Genomic DNA, 19,411 nt, shown 5'->3' with positions numbered 1-19,411 from the left:
CTCATGCACGGTGTGCCGCCGAGCCCGCGTCGAGCGAATCGGACGCGCCGTCCGGCGAGCGTTGTTGAGACGGACCGGCGTCGCGGAATACGACGCGCCGGCCCACGGGGAACAGTTGCAGGCCATAGCGGTGCGAGACGAAGCCCCACAGTCCTTGCGGAAAGAACATCGTCACGACGATCGCCAGCGCACCCAGGCCGATCAGATACCAGGTGCCGAAATCGGACAGGAACTGGTTCAACAGGAAGAAAATCAGCGCGCCGACAATCGGCCCTTCGAGCGTGCCGAGGCCGCCGATCATCACGATGAAAATACCGAACGCGCTCCAGTTCACCGAGAACGCGGCGTCAGGCGAAATGCGCAGGTTGCCGACGAAGTACAGGCCGCCCGCCAGCGCGGTGCCGCACGCCGACACCAGATAGACGATCAGGCGCGCGCGCTTCACGTCGACGCCCTGGCTGCTGGCCGCCACCGCGTTGTCGCGCATCGCGGTCAACGCGAGACCGGCTTTCGAGCGCAGAAACAGATACAGCAGTCCGATCGCCGCCGCGACGATGGCAAGCGCCAGCCACAGCGTCAGCGATTCGCGCAGCGCGCGCGGCACCTCCTGCAATGCGGTGAGGCTCGTGCCGGAACCGCCGCCGAGCACCGAGACGTTCGCCACCGTCAACCGGAACACTTCGGCGATCACCCAGGTGCCGATCGCGAAGTAGCCGCCTTCGAGCCGGAACGCCACCATCGACACAGGAATCGCCACGACCGTCGCAATCACCGCCGCAATCGGCACCGCGATGAACGGCGAGATGCCGCAATAGTTGGCGAGAATCAGCATGCCGTAGCCGCCGATGCCGAAGAATGCCTGCTGGCCGATCGACACCATCCCGCCATAACCGGCCAGCAGGTTCCACATCAACGCGAATACCAGGTAGGACGCCAGTTGCACGAAGTCGCGCATGGCATCGCGCCCTGCCCACCACGGCGCGCTCGCCACCGCCAACGCGACGATCAGCAGCACGATCACCGCCACGCGGCTCGCACGCGTCGCGCGCCGCACTTCGAAGCCCGCTATGGGCTGGTTCAATTGCATGGTCATGTCGAAGCCTCTATGCGGTTTTGGGCAGCAAGCCCTGCGGCCGCGCCACCAGCACGCCGAGAAACACCACGTGGCCGAGCCAGATGCCCCAGCCGGGGTCGAAGTAAAAGCCCACCTGCTGCGCAATGCCGAGCGCCATGCCGCCGACGAAGGTGCCCCAGAACGACCCCATTCCGCCGATGATCACCGCCTCGAACGCATACAGCAGCAGCGCCGGGCCGTCGGTCGGCGACACCGCCGTGCGCATCGAGTAAAGCGCCGCGGCTACCGCGATCAGCACGAAGGCGATGCCCATCGCGAGCGCATAGGTACGGCGGTACGAGACACCCATCAGTTGCACGATCTCGCGATCGTCAGAGGTGGCGCGAAACGCGCGGCCGAGCGGCGTTCGGCCGAACAGCCACTGCATCGCGAAGGCGAGCGCCACCGTCGCCACCAGCGTGACGAGCGGCAGATAGCCGAGCGTGATGCCGCCCGCGAGCGTGATGCTCCGCGATTCGAAGCTGCCGGTGGCGATGGAACGCGGATCCGCGGAGAACATCTGCTGCAGCACGTTCTGGATCACGATCGACAGGCCGAACGTGACGATCAGCGACGGCAGCGGATCGCGGCTGCTGACGCGGTTCAGAAGCGCGAACTGCACGGCATACCCCGCACCGAATGCGATCACGAGCAACAGCACGAGCGCGACGGCGAGCGGCAGATGGGCGAAGCTCGTCAAGGCGAACAGCACGAACACCAGCAGCACGATGAAGTCGCCGTGCGCGGTATTGGTGAGCCGCATCACGCCGAACACCAGCGACTGGCCCATCGCGAAGAGGCCGTAAAGCGCGCCCAACAGCACGCCCTGCACGACGATATTGATGAACGTGTTCATGCCGACACTCCGAAATATGCCTGCGTGATCGCCTCGTCCGACACTTCTGCCGACACGTCCGTCAACGACACGCGCCCTTCCTGCAGGCAATAGAAACGCGACGACACGCGGCGCGCCAGTTGCACGTCCTGCTCGACGACGATCGCGCTCATGCCATGCGAAACGATCTCGGGCAAAGCCGCGTAGATTTCGCGGACGATCACCGGCGCGAGGCCGAGCGAAAGTTCGTCGCACATCAGCAGATCGGGGTTGCTCATCAGCGCGCGGCCGATCGCCACCATCTGTTGCTGACCGCCCGATAACGCGGTGGCCGCGTGATGACGGCGCGCCTGTAACGCAGGAAACAGCGCATAGACGCTTTGCAGGTTCCAGCGCCCCGGCCGCTTGCTGAAGGCGCCGAGTTGCAGATTCTCTTCGACGGTCAGGCTCGCAAACAGACGCCGCCCTTCCGGCACCAGCGCAATGCCCTTTCCCACGATGCTCGCTGCCGCCGCACCGCCCACTGGCTCCCCGCGATACAGAATCTGCTCGGCGGTGCGTGGGCGCAGCAGGCCCGCCACCGATTTCAGAAAGGTCGATTTACCCGCGCCGTTCGACCCGATCAGCGCGATCACTTCGCCCGGTGCCACCGTCATGTCAATGCCGAATAGCGCCTGAAAGTCGCCGTAAAACGCGCTCAGCGCGCGAGTCTCCAATAATGCCGACATGGTCAAGCCTCCAGTCCGAGATACACGCGCCGCACTTCGGGGTCGTCCATCACGGCGGCGGGCAAGCCCTCCGCGAGCCGCTTGCCGAAGTTGATGACCAGCAGACGGTCAGCCACCGCGAGCAGCGCATGCACGACATGTTCGATCCACACGATCGTCACGCCACGCTCCTTGACGCGGCGAATCTCGTCGACGAGCGCGTGCGTTTCGGGTTCGGTGAGACCGCCGGCGATCTCGTCGAGCAGCAGCAGTTGCGGCTGCGTCGCGAGCGCGCGAGCCAGTTCGAGCCTTTTGCGGTCCAGCAGCCCCAGCGTGCCGGCCAACTGGTTGGCGCGGGCTTTGAGGCCGGTGCGTTCGAGCACGTCGACGCAGACGTCGTACGCCGCGTGGCCGGTCAGTTCGCCGCCGAAGGTGGCGCCGACCAGCAGGTTCTCGAACACCGTCATTCCGCCGAACGGCCGCGGCACCTGATACGAGCGGCCGATCCCCGCCACGCAACGGCGATGCGGCGGCAAGTGGTTCACATCCGCCCCGTCGAATTCGACGCTGCCCTGATCGGGCCGCACGTCGCCGCTGACGAGGTTGAACAGCGTGGTCTTGCCGGCGCCGTTCGGGCCGAGGATGCCGTAGGTTTCGCCGCGTTCCACCGCGAAGCTGATGTCGTCGGTCACCTGCAGCGCGCCGTAACGCTTCGACACGCCGGTGAGTCTGAGCACTGGGTTCATCACTGCTCTCCGCTTTGAATTCAGGCAATCAACTTGAGCGGGCCGGACAGCGGCACGCTTGGCGCGAGCTGGTTGTTGACGATGGCGAGATCGAACGGATGCTTCTGCCCTTTCACCCATTGCCCACCGACAAGCGGCGTCTTGGCGACGTTCTTCACCGGTCCGCCGCCCCAGGCGACATGGCCAACCAGCGTATCGAGCTTGGTCGATGCCACTGCGTCGCGGATGGCTTCGTTCGAGTCGACGTCTTTCGCGCGCTTCAATGAATCGACGGCGATTTCGAATAGCGCGTGGGCGAAACCGATCGGTTGGGTCCATTGCTTCGAGGTGACGCGCTCGTAGTCATCCGCGACTTGCCGCGCGGTTTGCCCCGTCAGCGACGACCTGAACGGATGCGAAGGCGACCACCACACCTCGGTGGACAGTCCGTCGCCGAGATCGCCGAGCGCTTCGATCGAGGTCGGAAACAGCAACGCCTTGCCGATCGAAATGACTTTGGGCTTCAGGCCTTGCTGACGCGCCTGAACGAGAAAGTTCTTGGCGTCCGGCGGTATCACGACGCCCGTGACGATCTGCGCATTCGACTGCTTGAACGAGGAAATCTGCGCGGAGAAGTCCTGCGTCATGCTTTGGAAACGGCCGGGGTCTTTGAGCGTGAAGCCCTTCTGCGCGAGTACCGGTGGAAAGCCGAGCTTCGCATCGCCCCAGGCGTTGCCGTCGCCGTCGTTGGGAAAGAGGCCGCCCACGCTGTGGTTGGTCTGCACCGATTGCCACATGCCGGTGTAGACGGCGATCACATCCTCCAGTCCCCAGAAGAAGTGATAGGTGAAACGGAAGCCTTTCTTCGGATCGCCTTTTCTGCCGAAGAACCACGGCTGCCACGGCACCACCGTCGACACGCACGGCATCTCGTTCAGCTCGCACGCGTCGCTCACGGGATTGGCGGTCTCCGGCGTGCCGGACACCAGCATGATGTCGACCTTGTCCTTCAGGATCAGGTCGTTGGCGACTTCGCCGGCGCGATTCGGATTCGACTGGCTGTCCTTGACGACAATCGATACCGGATATGATTTGCCGCCGATCACGATGCCGTTCTTCAGCGCCGTCTGCATCTGCTGGATCGTGAAACGGTCCGCTTCGCCGAACGGCGCGAGCGGCCCGGTTTGCGGCGATACGTAGCCGATTTTCAGTGTGCGCGGGCCGGCCGAGAAGACGAGCGGCGAGAACGCCGAGGTCGTGGCGGCGAGCGCACCGCCTGCCGCGAGGCTGACAAAGCGGCGGCGTCTCGCATCGAAGGTATGTGAGTCCATGGTTGTCTCCTGAATTTTTTTGTATGAGTGAATTGAGCGTGCTAGTCGGGGCGCCGCCCGTCGAAGGCGGCTTCGAGCAATGCACGCAGCGGTATTCGTTCTATTGGCCGCGGATTCCAGTACGGGTTCTTCAACGCGAGATCGAGTGCGATGTCGAGATCGGCTGCTGTCAGGCCGATGTCTTTCAGCGCGGTCGGCGCACCGTGATCGTGTGCGAGATCGAATACGGCTTGCGCGGCGTCGTCGGCGTGCAATGCGTGGGCGATACGCTTCATCGCCTCGGGTGCAGCCGCACGGTTGTAGGCGAGCACATGCGGCAACACGATGGTGTGCGTCTCAGCGTGCGGCAGATTGAAAGTGCCGCCGAGCGTATGGCACAGCTTGTGATGCAAGGCCATGCCGACACTGCCGAGCACGGCGCCGCATAGCCACGCGCCATACAGGCAGTCACCACGCGCCGCGAGGTCTTCTGGTCGTTGCATTACGCGAGGCAGCCCCTGGCCGAGCGCGCGAATGCCCTCTTGCGCCATCAGGCTGATGATCGGATTCGCGTCCTGCGCGTAGAGCCCTTCCGCCGCGTGGGCGATGGCGTTGATCCCACTCGTCAGCGACAACGCGGGTGGCAGCGACGTCGTCAATGCCGGGTCGTAGATCACCGTCTTCGGCAGCACACGCAGATCGCGGCCGGTCTTTTTGACACCGCCCTCGGTGAGGCCGTAGATCGGCGTCATCTCGGAGCCTGCATACGTGGTCGGAATTGCGATGATCGGCAGCGAGGTTTCGAGCGCGATCGCCTTGCCGAGACCCGTTGTGGAACCGCCGCCTATCGCGATCGCGCAATCGGCGCCGACGCTTGCGGCGAACGCGCGTGCCGCGCGAGCGGTTTCGACCGGCACATGCATCACGGCTTCGGCGTAGACGCCTGCCGCCCGCGAGCCGAGACTCGCCGCGAGCGCTTCGGCCTGCGCACGCTGTTGCGGCGTGGACAGCACGATCGCCCGCGTGGCGCCGAGCAAACCGATCTCGCGTTCGAGCTGGTCGAGACTGCCCGCGCCGAAAATCACGCGTGACGGCAGGCCGTTATAGATGAACGGTTCCATGGCGGTTCAGCGCGGGTAGTAAGGCGGAATCTGCGCATCCACGTTGACCCAGACCGACTTGGGCTGCGTGTATTCGCGCATCGCTTCGAAACCCATTTCACGGCCGTAGCCGCTTGCGCCGACGCCGCCGAACGGCGAAGCGGGACTCACGCGCTTGTAGCAGTTGATCCACACCATGCCGGCGCGAATCTCGCGAGCCACCAGATGCGCGCGTTGGAGATCGCGTGTCCAGAGACCCGCGCCGAGACCGTATTCGGTGCCATTCGCAATCGCCAGCGCCTCTTCGTCGGTGCTAAATGTCGTGACCGTCATGAACGGCCCGAACACCTCTTCCTGCGACACCCGATGCTCCGGTTTCGCTTCGACGATAGTCGGCTCGACATAGCAGCCGTTGGCGAGCGCGGCATTGTCCGGTGCTTTGCCGCCTGCCAGCACACGGCCACCCTGCTCGCGGGCGACATCGACGAATGAAAGCACGCGGTCGCGGTGCTGACGCGAGGTGAGCGGGCCCATCTCGGTCGACGGATCGAGCGGATCGCCAATCTTGATCGTGCGGCTCAACGCGGCGAACTTTTCGAGCACTTCGTCGGCGATCGATTCGTGCACGATCATCCGCGACCCAGCGATGCACGCCTGCCCCTGGTTGTGGAAGATCGCGAACGCCGAGCCTTGCACGACCGCATCGATATTCGCGTCGCCGAATACGATGTTCGCGCCCTTGCCGCCGAGTTCGAGTTGCACCTTCTTCAGGTTGCCGCTCGACGCCTGCACGACTTTGCGGCCCACCGCGGTCGAACCGGTGAAGGCGACCTTGCTGATCTCCGGATGTTCGGCGATATACTGCCCGGCCACATGACCCAGGCCCGGCAGAATATTGACGACGCCGTCCGGGAAACCCACTTCGGCCATCAGTTCGGCAATCGCCAGGCTCGACAGCGGCGTGAGTTCGGCGGGCTTCATGATCACGCAGTTGCCCGCGGCGAGCGCCGGCGCCATCTTCCAGCTCGTGAACATGAGCGGGAAATTCCACGGCACCACCTGCCCGACAATGCCGACCGGCTCACGCGTCAGGTAATTCAGAAAGCCCTGCTCGACCGGAATCACCGAGCCTTCGAACTTGTCGGCCATGCCGCCGAAATAGCAGAACGTGGCCGCCGTGCGCGGCACGTCGAGGTTGCGTGTATCGCGGATCGGGTGGCCGGTATCGAGCGATTCGAGGCGCGCGAGCTTGTCGGCATTCGCTTCGATCGCGTCGGCCAGCTTCAGAAGCAGACGCCCGCGCTCCATCGCGGCGAGGTTGCTCCACTTCGGAAACGCCGCCTTCGCCGCCGCGACGGCGCGATCGACATCGGCCGGGCCCGCCATCGCGACGTCGGCGATCACCGAATTGTCGTGGGGATTGAGGGAGGCGAGCGTTTCGCCGTTTGCAGCCGGCACGAAGCGGCCGCCGATGAAGAGTTGCGTTTGCATGTCAGTCCTGTGCAAGTAAAACCTGGACGCGACTTTCCCCGCGGCGCCAGCGGTCTGGCGCCGTTCGATCGACGATCGGGGGGAATGCCGGGGAGTTACATCTGAATCGGATACGGCGGCAGTTCACCGCTTTCGTAGCGCTTGGGCAGATCGGGGGTCGCGTTCTCCCACACCAGCAGCATCGAACGCTTCTGCGAATAGCCCTTGTGGCGGATATCGGCCGGCATCGCGGCGATATCGCCCGCGTTCATCGTGATGCGTGCGCGCGGCTCGCCGCTGTCCTTGTCGGCGACGTCCCAGATGATCTGGTCGGACAGTTGCAGGAACCACTCGACGCGGTCGTTGCCGTGGAACACCGGCAGCACGAATTCCTCGGTGGTCGGGCAGAACAGGCTCTGCTGGCATACCGACGTGACCGACGGATTCCACGTCACGTCCGAGCGCGACAGGTACTTGAAGAGGCTGAACGCATGCAGAGCGCCTTCGAAACCCGGCTCCGCGTGAATCTCCGGTTCGTCCTGGCCGACGTCGGCAAACTGGCGATTGACGGGAAGATCGTCGCGCAACGGCGAGTCGCCTTCGAGGCCCGGCATGCGCTTGGTGGCAATCCGCGTGCGCTCGATCGCGGCGATGTTGTCGCCATGTTTCGTGCCGAACGCGGAGCCGGTTTCTTCGGGCGCGGCGAACGGGTCGAAGCCTTCGTTGACCCAGTCCTTCAGGATCGCCTTGAAGGTCGCCATGATGAGCGGCGTGTCGAACTGCTGCATATGGTCGACGCCCGCTTCCTTGAAGCTCGCGTTATACGCGCCGGCGTACATGTCGACCTTGCCGTAGTGATTGCGCGTGCCGATCACTTCGTCGAAGTTGACCCAGCCGTAGAAGAAGCCCCACGCCACGTCGCGCATCATCGCGCGCAGGAAGTCGTCGGCGTGCATCTGGTGCGAGCGGATCTGGCCTTTGGCCGGCCATCTGACGGTGGCGAAATAAGCGTCGCGGCTGAATTCGAAGTCGCCGAGACAGAACGTGCGATAACCGGTCACCGCGTCGGCCTCGCTCGCGGTGACGTTTTGCAGGGTGCTGACTTTGTCCATGATGGGCTCCGAAAAGATGGATCGTGTAGAGGGATTCAGTGGATGCAGATGTCGGCCCACTTCTCGACCGAATAGCGTCCGAGGATCGTCTGCACGAGCAGCACGCCTTTTGTCTTTGCTTCGAAGCGATAGGCGGCGCCGGCGGGCAGCAGCGCCTGATGACCGCGGCGCAGCCGCACATGGCCCATCGACTGGCCCGAGGGCTGGCCTTCGAGGCGCACGCTGCCTTCGGTCTGTGCGTCGACCAGCGGGCCGTCCGACGGCTTGATGAAATAGATGTCGATTTCGCCGTCGAGCACGACCGCGAACTCATCGTGCGACGCAGCAAACCACGGCGACGAACCTTCCGCGCGCAGCGTCTCGATCACGTACTTGAGATTCTTGCCGACGACGACTTTCTCGTAGGGCTCAGCGCGGCTCGCGACGTCGAATACATTCGACATGGCGTAATGTTCCGGTTTGCCCTTGATGATTTCGATGGAGCCTTTCCGAAAGTTGTCCAGGCTGCCGAACCAGGTTTGTTGCATGTCTGCCTCCAGTTGATCCACGAATGCGTTGCTTGCATCGAAGATTAAGCGGCGACAGGCGCTACAGCAATGTTCTGAGGGTCGGGAAACGCGAACCTTGGGTGCTCCAAAATCGCGCCAGGGAAACTACCTGGTGGCGAACCCTCATTTGCCTCGGGTAGGCCTTAACTATCGGACAGTTCCTCGCCGACGCTTTTCGTTTCGTCGTCCGGCGGCGCAATGCCGAGCGCCCGGTCCCACTGCGGTTCACGCAGATAGCGCGCGCGCAGGAAGTCGACGAAGGCCTTGACCTTGGTGGTCGAGCGGTGCGAGGCAGGATACACCGCCGACAGCCACAGCGGCGGCGCCGCGTATTCCGGCAGCACACGTTCCAGCCGGCGTTCGAGCAGATCGGCGGCGGCGACCATGGTCGGAAGATAGACGACGCCCGCGCCGGCCCTCGCGAATTCCAGCAGCAGATGCACGCTATTGGTTTTGAGCACCGGATTCAGCGCGATTTCGAAGCATTCGTTGCCGCGCATCAGCGGCCACTTGTCGCCCCAAGGGTAGTACGAATAGCGGGCGAAATCGTGCCGCAGCAGATCGAGCGGTGTCTCGATCAGCGGCTCTTCCTTCAGATAGCCGGGCGCGGCACAGAGCACGCCGCGCACCGGAAAGAGACGCCGCTCGACCAGCAGGTTCGATGCCGGTGGATAGATTTGCAACGCCAGGTCGAAACCTTCCTGAACCGGATCGATGACGCGGTCGTTGACGGTCACGACGAATTCCACGCGTGGGTACGCCGCGCGGAATTCGATCAGCGTCTGCGAAAAATGGCCGAGCGCGAAGCCCGGCAGGACGTGGATATTGAGCGTGCCCGCGAGCGCCTGCGGATCGCCACGCGAGCGGCCGGACAAATCGTGAACCTTGGTGACCAGCTCGGCGCACTCGCGGTAGTAGGTCTCGCCGAGTTCGGACAGGCGCACCGCCCGGGTCGAACGATGAAAGAGCGGCACGCCGAAATGGTCTTCGAGCTGCTTGACGCGCGAGGTCACCACCGATTTGGCGACGCCCAACTGGCGCGCCGCGCCGGCGAAGCTCTGCGCTTCCGCGGCGCGTACGAACGCTTCCATCGACATGAATAGGTCCATGCTGTCTCCTCTTGCCGGGGCGAGCACCATCCGGTCTGTACCGAGATCCTATCGCGAATTCGATGGCGCGCGCCTTCTCATGGACTCGGCTCGACAACCGCCGCCTGCAGGCTTCCCTGCTTATTACTGACCGATACCGCGACAAGCAATGCCATGGCTGCGACGAATGCGGGCGCGGCCATCGACGTCAAAATGGCGATCATGCTGTAGCCGGCAGCAGAAAGCGCTCCCCCACCGAGCGCGCCGAGAATGCCTCCCAGGCGCCCGATACCCAGCATCCACGCCACGCCGGAAGCGCGCCCGTGCGTGGGATAGAACAGCGCCGCAAGGGCCAGCATCGACATTTGCGCGCCCGTCATGCAGACACCCGCCACGAAGGTCGCGATCGCAAGCGACTGAACATTGGCCGTGCCCTGTCCCATCGCACAGACAGCGGCGCCCAGCAACAGAAATGCGAGCGCGACCACTCGCCACGGATTGAAGCGGTCCATCAACCAGCCACAACCCAATGCGCCGATTACGCCTCCCGCCGGAAACAGTGCCGACACCAACGACGCCTGGCGCAGTGTGAAGCCCGCGTCATGGACCATCGTCGGCATCCAGCTCGTCAGCATGTAATAGACAAGCAGACCCATGAAGTACGCTAGCCACAGCATCAACGTGCCGAACCTGTAACGCGTAGAGAGGATGAGAGCAAGTGGCGCGGTTTCCTTCTCCCCTACCCGATCAGATACAGAGAACTTTGAAGCAGTCACCAGCTCACCACTGGCAATTCTTCGAAGTACTCGACGAATCCGATCATCCGGCCAGCCTTTGATCACCATGAATCGCACGGACTCCGGCAGCGCAACAAGGGCACATGCAAGCAGGACGGGCGCAATGCCGCCCGCGAGGAAGATCGAGCGCCATCCGAAGTCTGGTATCAATGCAGCCGACACGACGCCACCGGCCGACGCGCCTAAGGTGAATCCGCAGAACATGACGTTCAGCAGCAAGGATCGACATCTCGCCGGCACGTATTCCGACAATAACGTCGTCGAGTTGGGAAGTGCCGCGCCAAGCCCAATGCCGGTTAAAAAGCGAAAGACCGACAGTTGCCAAACACCCGTAGCGAATACGCAGGCAATCGTCCACACGCCGAAAAAACAGACTGAGCCGATCAAAACCTTGCGACGCCCGATCCTGTCGGCAACGGGTCCAGCAAGCAGCGCACCGATCGCGAGGCCCACGAGCGCCGCACTTAGTACGGGCCCAAGCGCGATTTTTGTTACTCCCCACTCTTTCGCGATCGCCGGCGCAACGAAGCCGATTGCGCTGGTATCGAATCCGTCCAGCGCGACGATCAGAAAGCAGAAAAACAGAATCAACCACTGATAGGGTGAAAACCTGCGTTCGTCAATGAACTGTTCCACGTTGAGTAAGTTCTGCTCGCCGATATCTCGTGTGCTCATGCAAACTCCGTGATCAAACGGGCGGAGCGTTCGCCAGAACACTGTCCGCCTGCCTTGGTTAGTGATTGCCCTGCGGATTCACGGAGCACGATACCCGTCGCTTCTATCGGGCAACTCGCGCTTCGCGCACGCGCCCGGTTAGAACAAGTGCCGAATTCCCGCCATCGTAGCGAACTGACCCATGCCCGCCGCCGGCGTCGTGCCCCCGCCGCCCACGCTCGCGGAAAAGCGCGCCTTGGCGCTGTTCCACAAATACGTACCGCCGATATAGACCGCAGTGGCTTTCGACAAGAAGTAAGTGGCGCGCAGCGTTGTCATCGTTGCCCGCGCATCCTGCTCCCGGACCACGATCCGAAAGCCTTCGCCATCGATCACAAAACTCGGGGTCACGAAATACTGGGCGCCTACGAAGTAAAGATTCGACCGTACGTCGGGCGCCGCGGCGGAGTTCGTCTCGACGTGTCTTCCGAGCCACCCCGCTCCGACCTTCAACCCGGCAAACTTCACGTAGCCGTTTGCCACGATGCGCGTGTCTTTGTCTGCGCCTGACGCAATGGGAAAAGTGCCGATGCCGTCAAAGAAATTAGCCGCGGCGTTCGCACCGCCTCGCTGTTCGTCGTATGCAGTCGCAACGCCAAAACTTGCCGCGTCGTATTTGAGCATTGCGCTCCATTCATGACATGGGTTGAATTGGCCTGGAACCTGACCCGCGCATGTACCCTGTCCCGGCGAATTGCCGGTGCCGGCCGCATCGCGTCCGAACGAATACGAGGCGCCGACTGTCACCCCTTTATAGGTGCCCTTGTAGACGATACTGTTATCGCTACGCGCATTGGGCAGGTAATTGTCCAGCGCGCCGATCCCGTGGACATCGGGGCCCAGCATGTCCGCATCGGACAAAGCCCAGTAAACCATGTTGTACTGGCGCCCGAAGGTTAGCGCCCCCCACGGCCCGTCAATGCCGACCCACGCCTGGCGCCCAAACAACCGCCCTCCTTGCCCAATGTCTCCGGCTCTCGTATTGAAGCCATTCTCCAGGGTAAAGATCGCCTTCCAGCCGCCCCCGAGGTCCTCGGTGCCGCGGATCCCCCACCGGGACGGCAATTCCCCACTGATGGCCGGCATCCGAACGACGTGGTCGCCGGCGGAATTTGCATGAGACACGTACTCGATGCCGGTATCGATCAAACCATAGAGTGTGACGCTGCTTTGTGCGAAGGCCGATGCACTCAACATCCCGAGACCGAACGCTGCAACCCTTCCACGCTTCATACTCCTCCCAATGACTGGCTAGTCGCTTCGTTATCCAAAGTACTTTATGTGATACGGATCATTGGTGCGGAGCTTATGTTTGCAAATAAAAAGCAACAACACGGTGAAACACGGGGCCACGAAAATCCGAAGCGTATTCGCCGGACATTTGGAAAATTTAAATTCTCCTGTCAGGACACAGACGCATGTACTTTTCTTTTCACGGCGTGATCAGCGGTGATTTTCATGCGCCAACGTGCTTGAGAGAGAAGCGCCGGAGGCCTCGAGTATCGAGATGAATTGTGTTCATTTGCCTATTGAACGCAGCGGTGTGCGGCACTTGAACATCATTCAATGTGGTATTGAAAACTATCCCCTTCGTCCTCCAGCAGCGATGTGGCATCGTGACCGCAGCGGTGAGCGCCCGGTCGTTATGCGTCGACGGGCGAAGCCCACCATCTTCGACGCGGCGTCGTCGACCCGGGCTGCACACGCAGCCCCTCAGACCAGTGAGGACCAACTTGTCACAAGCCAATAACTCAAGCAGTAGAGATGAACTGATAGCGAAATGCCTGCCCTTTCTCGAGGAGGTCAAGGATCTGACTACGGGCAATGAGGTCGAACAGTGGCTCAACGAAAAATACGGCACATCGAGCGAGTTCTATAAAGATCTCGAGCGCCTGATTACGATTGGCGTAGTGGAAGAAGGCTGGGCGGCCAACATCGAGATCTCCGGGCGCAGGTATCGGCGTGCACGTCTTGTCGATCCGTCAGAAGAGACCTTTGGATTCAGCATTACGGCGGTCTATATGGATAGCACCGGCAACGACCAGAACAATCCGGAGGGAAGCTTCCGGGGCGATTACCACGCGCATCCCTATGGCGAATTCAACATGGTGGTGTCGCTAAACGAAGGCGCGGCCCTCGCCGGTCCGAATGGCTGGTGTTATGGCGGATGGACCGCGCCGGCGCCGGGCAGTCATCACTATCCGGAAGCAAAGGGCGGCGCAATTATCGCTTTGTTTTTTCTGCCCGCAGGGCGCATTGCGTACAACGTCAAGGCGCCTGACGCAAACTGATCATGCGCAGGACCCGTCGATACCGGCGTGTCCTGCTCTTGTGCCGCATCGAAACCGGTTCCTCTTCAATCTAGAGGCGCGAACGCCAGACCGGCATCACGCCGGGCGCGTTGAGTTGCGCCCGGGCACCGACATTCAGTGGGTGGTCAGTTGCTTCGTCACGCCAACGAGGCCAAGACCGACACGTCGCACTTCTGCTTCTGCTTTCTCATCGACGAGTCCGCCGTTCTCGGCAAATGCCTGATGGGCGGAACCCAGCGAGAACACTTGAGGAATCAGGATCGCGCCCATCTTCTCGAGAACGCCCCGCATTCCGAGCATTGCGCGAATCCCGCCCATCGGTCCCGGTGATGCCGAAACAACCGCCGCGACCTTACCGGCGAAGAGTGTCAAGCCGGAACTTCCCGTCGCGGTCGGCCTGCTTACCCAGTCCAGCATGTTCTTGAGCACAGCGGTATAGCCGCCATTATGCTCGGGCGAAGCGACTAACAGCGCGTCATGTCTGGCGAACAATTCCTGCAGCGCTCGAACCCGCTCAGGGACACCGTGCGCACTTTCGACATCAACGTCGTAAATCGGCAAGGGAAAGTCAGCGAGTGTGATAAACGTCACCTCCGCGCCATCCGTTCGTGCAGCAGACGCGGCTATTTCCAATAGTTTTCGATTAAGAGAATCGCGGCGGGAACTCCCACAAAATGCGAGGATCTTTACTGTCATATTTTGAAAAGTAGTGGAGTCAAAAAAAGAGATTGAAGTGAACTGATTGAACAATTGCCGGCTGATCCTCAACGTGAGTTAGATGATCCGCGATCATGTCGCGTACACGCGTTGGGACGCCCGCCCGGTGCACATGGCTCGCGGGTCTTCGGCAAGGCGATTGCGCCCGCCGCAACTGCAACGCGCGCGAATTCTGAAATGGAGAGCGACCGATTAGCCGGTCCAAAAACAACGGCCTTCGGCGCTATGCCTCTTCGTCGAAGCCGACAAACGTAGTAAATCTTTCGACCGTCTCGCGCGGAATTGCGAGTCTGTTGACCACTGAATCGTGGTCTGCGTAACCCAGCGACATACCGCACACCACGTCAAAGCCCGGTTCGAGTAAGAGATGCTCCGCGATGATGGTCTGATAGCGTGCAAACGACACTTGCGGGCACGTATCGAGGCCCCGAGCACGGGCCGCGATCATGACCGTCTGCAGAAAGAGACCATAGTCGAGCCAGCTGTGCTTTTTCAGTCTCGCATCGATAGTGAAGATCAGGCCAACCGGTGCCCCAAAGAAACCGAAGTTTCGGCCTGTGGCGCGGGCGCGACCGGCGACGTCCGCCTTGTCGATACCAAGGGCACCGTAGTATCGCGCGCCGAACTCCTCCTGCATCGGGCGATAAGCCTCCGGCATGGGGTCCGGAACATGCTGTAGCGGCGGATGCAAATCCGCGACATGGGCGCGCACAAGCGCCTCACTCAGCGACTCCTTGCTACGCCCACGCAGCACGTGAACTCGCCACGGTTGCATGTTCGAGTTGCTTGGCGCTGTGCGAGCGACATCGAGAATGTCTATGATGTCTTTCTGTGAGACTGCATCGGAACGGAAAACGCGAACGGCTTTCCGTGACCGGATAACCGAATCGACGACTTGAGCGTCCGAATGCATTTGATGACCGGTCTCCGCGGCGTTAGGGATATCTATATGCATAGTGCCCCCATGATGGCATAGCCAGAACGTCAAGCGCGGTGAAAAAACTGCAAGATGGTCTTGAAGGAAACGGGACCGCCTAGCTTCGCACCTGCCTGCCGATGTCGAGTATCTGGGCCCGCAGCCATTGCAGCGCCGGGTCGTGGGCGTTTCGCGCATGCCACACCGCTCTGACCGCGGACTCCGGAGGCGGGTACGGCGTTGCCCGCGTTTTCAGCTCGCCGTAGCGCTCGAACTCGCGTCCCAATGGGGAAGGTACGACGGCGAACATCTCACTGTGACGCAGCAATGCAGGGATCGCCAGCGAATGAGCCACAGCGACCCTCAGCCGCGGTCGCGCCGATCCCTCTGGAAAGGCATCTTCCAACGCCTGCCGGTCGAACATTTCCGACTGCCGCGCCAAACCCCGTTCAACGATGAAGCCGCCGACGGCGCCCTCTTCCGCTCCACCGAGCGAGACGGCGACAAGTGGGTAGTTCAACAGGTCGTCGTGAGTGACTGTGCGCTCGCCAATGGGATGATCCTGACGCATCACCAGCAAATCTCTCTGCTGCCACACCATCATCGACTGAAAGCGCGGCGGCACCTCCGCAAAGATTCCAATGGCGATGTCGATCCGGCCGATGTCGATCTGTCCGGCGAGATCCAGCCGCGTGGACGGTCGTATCACGAGGTTCACCATCGGAGCTTCGGCGGCAAGTCTCTGACTGAGACGGCCGAGAAGAAGCATCGTGATGTAGTCGTTCGCCGCGACGACGAACTCACGTTCGGCAACATCCGGCCGGAACGGCTCGTCGCCCAGCGCCGCTTGAATCTGGTGGAGTGCGCTGCGCAACGGGGCTGCCATCGCGACTGCGCGCGCGGTCGGCTCCATCCCTTTTGAGGTCCGGACGAACAGGTCATCCTCCAGTGCGTCCCGCAACCGCCCCAGCGCGTGACTCACGGCGGACTGGCTAAGATTCAACCGCTTTCCGGCGAGGACCAGATTGCGGTCCTCGAACACTGCGTCGAATACTCGCAAGAGATTAAGGTCGATCCGGCCGAGGTTCATGGTGTTAACTGGTTGGCGTTGCAGTCGCATCATTTTACTCGCGGTGACTCGTGCTTCGGCGACTGCACTGCCAAGGCATCGACACAGGAGGATTTGGGACGCGCCGGCGGCCGTTGACCGCATTTGGGACACCTGGTCCCGGTGGCCCAAAGTATGACGAAATGGCGCAGTTCGAGGGTCAGCCCGGCAAAGGCATGGAGCTATAAGCGAGCAACGCGGATGCGGAGCGAAACAGCGGATTAACCCCTCTTTCGCCCCCGAGTTTCCATAAAACCAAGTATTAAGTTTAAAGATTTTCAATTTGCAGTCGATATATCGACTGAAGCCGCTCGTCGCGCAGATGACCACAATCTTGCATCGAAAAAATAACAAAGCACGGCACTATGACCACCTTATCGTCATTGAATGTAGGCTTTCCTCTAACGGTGGCGCCGTTATCGAGCACGGCGAACAGCCTTGCTTCGACAGGCGGCGTCGTAGCGGAAGATGCCGTCACCGAGACCGCGTCGACAGTTGTCACGATCCCCTACGCGGGCGTCGAATCACCCATCGTGTACACGCAGCACGGAACGCTGGCGAGCGCGGGACCGACCATCACCTGGGCTCACAGCAACACCGACGCCGTCTCTCTCGCGATGGCGGGCGATTACATGGCCGGCACGATGTCCGGGCAGTTCTACAATCTGGGAAGCGCTCTGCTCGATCGCTTCAAGACCACGGGTAGCAATTTCTCGCAGTCGGTCACGGTCGCTTCGGCGGGCGCAGCCGGTGGAGCCGGTGCAATCGGACTATCGGGGCAAAGTCCGCAAGGCGATATCAAACTGAGCGTTCAGACCGCGAGCGGCGTCAAGGTCGATATTGAAATGGACAGCGGGGACGGCACGCTGGCGGTCAGCGTAAAGAGCAGCGGGACGCTGAGCGGCACCGAGCGCAGCGCCCTGGCCAAGCTGGCCGATGGATTTCAGAAAGCAATCGATGGCCTCAGCGCTGTCCCACCGACGCTCGACATGAGCGATCTGACGCAGTACGACACATCGGTATTGTCGTCCGTGAATATGCAGTTCGACGTGACAGGCGACGGCCCAAACAACGTGTCAGCCAATATCTCACTGGACAGTTCAGCGAGGAGCGTGACCCTTACAGACTCCGCCGGCACGATCAATCTCAAGGTCGATACGAGCGATTCCGCAGTCTGGGGCTCGGGCGCGCAACGCGACCAGGCCATCGCAAGCTATCTGACACAGTTCGACAACGCCAACGCGAAAGGGCACGGGAACACCGCGTTGATGTCAATGTTCAAAGACGCGTTCACGCAACTGAACAGCGACTATGGGACGTCGTCGCAGCAGCTTCCCGGTACGGCCTATGCGCCGTGGCTGGCGCAGTCGGATCACGCCATGTTGACCGGTCTGGCCGATTTCACCGGCTCGATGACCGATAACCCGGTGTCCTCGAATCCGATGCTGGTGAATCAAACGGATACTTTTTCCTATCAGGTCTCGCAGAGCACGCGAACCGAAGGCAATCTGCTGGACGGCAAAATTTCGCAAACGCAGCGATCGCATCTACAAGCGAGCTACCACCAGGCGCTAGCCGGCGGCACGCTACAACTCCGCAAATCGTTAGCGTCACAGAACTACGACTATGTGCAGCTCAACGACGACGCAAGCAGCACAGTCAACATCGCGACGAAACGCGGCAAACTACTTCAGGCGACGTTGAACCAGGCGTCCAATCAGTCTGTACGACAATCCGAATACGTGAGAGGCGTGTTGGTGTCGGACGTCACCACGCCAACGAACACATCGGTTTCGAAAGATCTGCTTACGTTGCTGCAACCTTTGTTTGACGATAACCAGGCCGCACAGAACAGCAGCACCTGGCAACAGACGCTTTCGGGCATACACGGGATGGTTTTGCTAAACGCGAGTGCAAACTGAGATAGCCCGCGGCAACGGACATCACTTCGGTCGCAGAGCGCTGGCTGACTCGCGCCCCGCGACCGGGCTTATCAATTGCCGCGATACATCACGCCGGCGCTATCAGCCGCGGCAGGCCCGCCAGATTGCGATCTGACCGATTCGTTACCCCCAACTCCACTGCTGTTTTCGTCTACCATGCTTGCCGGACTCACTGCCGCAGCCATCGTCTGAGCACTTTGACTGCGTTGCATTGCAGGCTCGCCGACGTCGGGGCGATAGAAAGGTGCAGGGCCGTAACCGCTCGCAAACGCGGGAGCAGCCAACACGGCAGAGCTTGCGACTAATAGACCGACGATAAGTTTCACCTTCATAACGACTCCAATTAATAAGTTTGCTGAATACTCGAATGCACCCGGATCGGGTCCATTTTCGGCGCGCTATTCAACGTTGATGCGAAGAGGCAAAGGGCTTGCCGCGCGCTGACAAAGAGGCTCAAACGAACAACGCATTTCCCTTTAAATGTGAGCAATATTGCTGACGCCGCGGCGAAAGCACGAAACCGGTCGTCGTTGTGCCCGCAGCTACAAATGCACGGGTTATGCCAGGTCCGATCCGTCCACCCGCTGAGCGACCGTAACCACCTGAAAATAAACAGGAGTTGATCTCCGCCAGGAAGGCATTTGGTGAAATTGAAAAGCGGCGATGTCTGAATGTATCGAACGCTTTTTCGAGCCGCTGTTTGCGGTAATCCAACAGGGGTAGCCACAGAAAATTTGGTTTTGCTTCGGTATCCCAGGGTGTGGACGTATGCTCAGCTTCGCAACGACAAACTAAGCGTCTGCGTGGAGAAATCGATGAAACGAATCGCTCCATCTACGGTTTCGCTTGCGCTGCTTCCCTGTGGCTCCGAACGCTTCAACAGCGCTGTCCGGGT

19 protein-coding genes are annotated in these 19,411 nt (G+C 61.3%); 2 read left to right on the top strand and 17 right to left on the bottom strand.

Annotated elements, in window-relative coordinates:
* Window position 1: 1 nt before the first annotated feature.
* The 12 genes from ACQKRQ_RS31365 to ACQKRQ_RS31310 form a co-directional block, all read right to left on the bottom strand.
* The gene (locus ACQKRQ_RS31365; protein WP_427481364.1) at window positions 2-1,093 is read right to left on the bottom strand and encodes a branched-chain amino acid ABC transporter permease; all 1,092 of its coding nucleotides are present in this window, start codon (window positions 1,091-1,093) and stop codon (window positions 2-4) included.
* Window positions 1,094-1,103: 10 nt separating this feature from the next.
* The gene (locus ACQKRQ_RS31360) at window positions 1,104-1,970 is read right to left on the bottom strand and encodes a branched-chain amino acid ABC transporter permease (protein ID WP_132382613.1); all 867 of its coding nucleotides are present in this window, start codon (window positions 1,968-1,970) and stop codon (window positions 1,104-1,106) included.
* Window positions 1,967-2,677, bottom strand: coding sequence for an ABC transporter ATP-binding protein (locus ACQKRQ_RS31355; protein WP_427481363.1), 711 nt, complete (start codon window positions 2,675-2,677; stop codon window positions 1,967-1,969). The genes ACQKRQ_RS31360 and ACQKRQ_RS31355 overlap by 4 nt, the downstream gene beginning before the upstream one ends.
* Before the next feature lie 2 nt (window positions 2,678-2,679).
* The gene (locus tag ACQKRQ_RS31350; RefSeq protein WP_408281589.1) at window positions 2,680-3,402 is read right to left on the bottom strand and encodes an ABC transporter ATP-binding protein; all 723 of its coding nucleotides are present in this window, start codon (window positions 3,400-3,402) and stop codon (window positions 2,680-2,682) included.
* 20 nt (window positions 3,403-3,422) lie between these two features.
* Window positions 3,423-4,712 (bottom strand): ABC transporter substrate-binding protein, encoded by a 1,290-nt coding sequence (locus tag ACQKRQ_RS31345; RefSeq protein WP_427481362.1) that lies wholly within the window; start codon window positions 4,710-4,712, stop codon window positions 3,423-3,425.
* Window positions 4,713-4,753: 41 nt separating this feature from the next.
* Window positions 4,754-5,812 carry a maleylacetate reductase gene (locus ACQKRQ_RS31340; RefSeq protein ID WP_427481361.1) on the bottom strand — a complete coding sequence of 353 codons (1,059 nt, stop codon included), beginning with the start codon at window positions 5,810-5,812 and terminating at the stop codon, window positions 4,754-4,756.
* Between the two features lie 6 nt (window positions 5,813-5,818).
* Window positions 5,819-7,282, bottom strand: a complete 1,464-nt coding sequence (locus ACQKRQ_RS31335) for an aldehyde dehydrogenase family protein (RefSeq protein ID WP_427481360.1) — start codon at window positions 7,280-7,282, stop codon at window positions 5,819-5,821.
* Window positions 7,283-7,377: 95 nt separating this feature from the next.
* Entirely contained in the window at window positions 7,378-8,373 is a 996-nt protein-coding gene (locus ACQKRQ_RS31330) for a hydroxyquinol 1,2-dioxygenase (protein ID WP_132382601.1), read from the bottom strand.
* A gap of 35 nt (window positions 8,374-8,408) precedes the next feature.
* Window positions 8,409-8,900: a hydroxyquinol 1,2-dioxygenase gene (locus ACQKRQ_RS31325; protein WP_106301548.1), complete on the bottom strand. Its 492-nt coding sequence runs from the start codon at window positions 8,898-8,900 to the stop codon at window positions 8,409-8,411.
* A 164-nt stretch (window positions 8,901-9,064) separates the two neighbouring features.
* Window positions 9,065-10,030, bottom strand: coding sequence for a LysR family transcriptional regulator (locus ACQKRQ_RS31320; RefSeq protein WP_132382599.1), 966 nt, complete (start codon window positions 10,028-10,030; stop codon window positions 9,065-9,067).
* Window positions 10,031-10,107: 77 nt separating this feature from the next.
* The gene (locus ACQKRQ_RS31315; RefSeq protein WP_427481359.1) at window positions 10,108-11,481 is read right to left on the bottom strand and encodes an MFS transporter; all 1,374 of its coding nucleotides are present in this window, start codon (window positions 11,479-11,481) and stop codon (window positions 10,108-10,110) included.
* Window positions 11,482-11,619: 138 nt separating this feature from the next.
* On the bottom strand, window positions 11,620-12,753 hold the full coding sequence (locus tag ACQKRQ_RS31310) for a porin (RefSeq protein ID WP_408432049.1): 1,134 nt from the start codon (window positions 12,751-12,753) through the stop codon (window positions 11,620-11,622).
* Between the two features lie 500 nt (window positions 12,754-13,253).
* On the opposite strand from ACQKRQ_RS31310, the gene ACQKRQ_RS31305 reads away from it, so the two are divergent.
* Window positions 13,254-13,811 carry a DUF4863 family protein gene (locus tag ACQKRQ_RS31305; protein ID WP_132382595.1) on the top strand — a complete coding sequence of 186 codons (558 nt, stop codon included), beginning with the start codon at window positions 13,254-13,256 and terminating at the stop codon, window positions 13,809-13,811.
* 135 nt (window positions 13,812-13,946) lie between these two features.
* On the opposite strand, the gene ACQKRQ_RS31300 is transcribed toward ACQKRQ_RS31305, so the two are convergent.
* From ACQKRQ_RS31300 to ACQKRQ_RS31290, 3 genes are all read right to left on the bottom strand, one after another.
* Window positions 13,947-14,582 carry an NADPH-dependent FMN reductase gene (locus ACQKRQ_RS31300; protein WP_427481358.1) on the bottom strand — a complete coding sequence of 212 codons (636 nt, stop codon included), beginning with the start codon at window positions 14,580-14,582 and terminating at the stop codon, window positions 13,947-13,949.
* A gap of 190 nt (window positions 14,583-14,772) precedes the next feature.
* The gene (locus ACQKRQ_RS31295) at window positions 14,773-15,462 is read right to left on the bottom strand and encodes a nitroreductase (RefSeq protein ID WP_132382593.1); all 690 of its coding nucleotides are present in this window, start codon (window positions 15,460-15,462) and stop codon (window positions 14,773-14,775) included.
* A gap of 121 nt (window positions 15,463-15,583) precedes the next feature.
* Entirely contained in the window at window positions 15,584-16,555 is a 972-nt protein-coding gene (locus ACQKRQ_RS31290; protein ID WP_427481408.1) for a LysR family transcriptional regulator, read from the bottom strand.
* A gap of 383 nt (window positions 16,556-16,938) precedes the next feature.
* On the opposite strand from ACQKRQ_RS31290, the gene ACQKRQ_RS31285 reads away from it, so the two are divergent.
* A complete protein-coding gene (locus tag ACQKRQ_RS31285) occupies window positions 16,939-18,495 on the top strand; it encodes a hypothetical protein (RefSeq protein ID WP_427481357.1) in 1,557 nt (518 codons plus the stop codon).
* Window positions 18,496-18,566: 71 nt separating this feature from the next.
* Here the strand turns inward: ACQKRQ_RS31285 and ACQKRQ_RS31280 are convergent, their stop codons facing one another.
* Window positions 18,567-18,848 (bottom strand): hypothetical protein, encoded by a 282-nt coding sequence (locus ACQKRQ_RS31280; protein WP_427481356.1) that lies wholly within the window; start codon window positions 18,846-18,848, stop codon window positions 18,567-18,569.
* 121 nt (window positions 18,849-18,969) lie between these two features.
* Window positions 18,970-19,350, bottom strand: coding sequence for a hypothetical protein (locus ACQKRQ_RS31275; RefSeq protein WP_427481355.1), 381 nt, complete (start codon window positions 19,348-19,350; stop codon window positions 18,970-18,972).
* Window positions 19,351-19,411 lie beyond the last annotated feature (61 nt).

It is taken from the genome of Paraburkholderia sp. NPDC080076 (assembly GCF_050281145.1).
Taxonomy (GTDB): domain Bacteria; phylum Pseudomonadota; class Gammaproteobacteria; order Burkholderiales; family Burkholderiaceae; genus Paraburkholderia.
The sequence above is the reverse complement of the archived record's forward strand: the minus strand, read 5'-3'. Positions and strand labels throughout refer to the sequence as shown.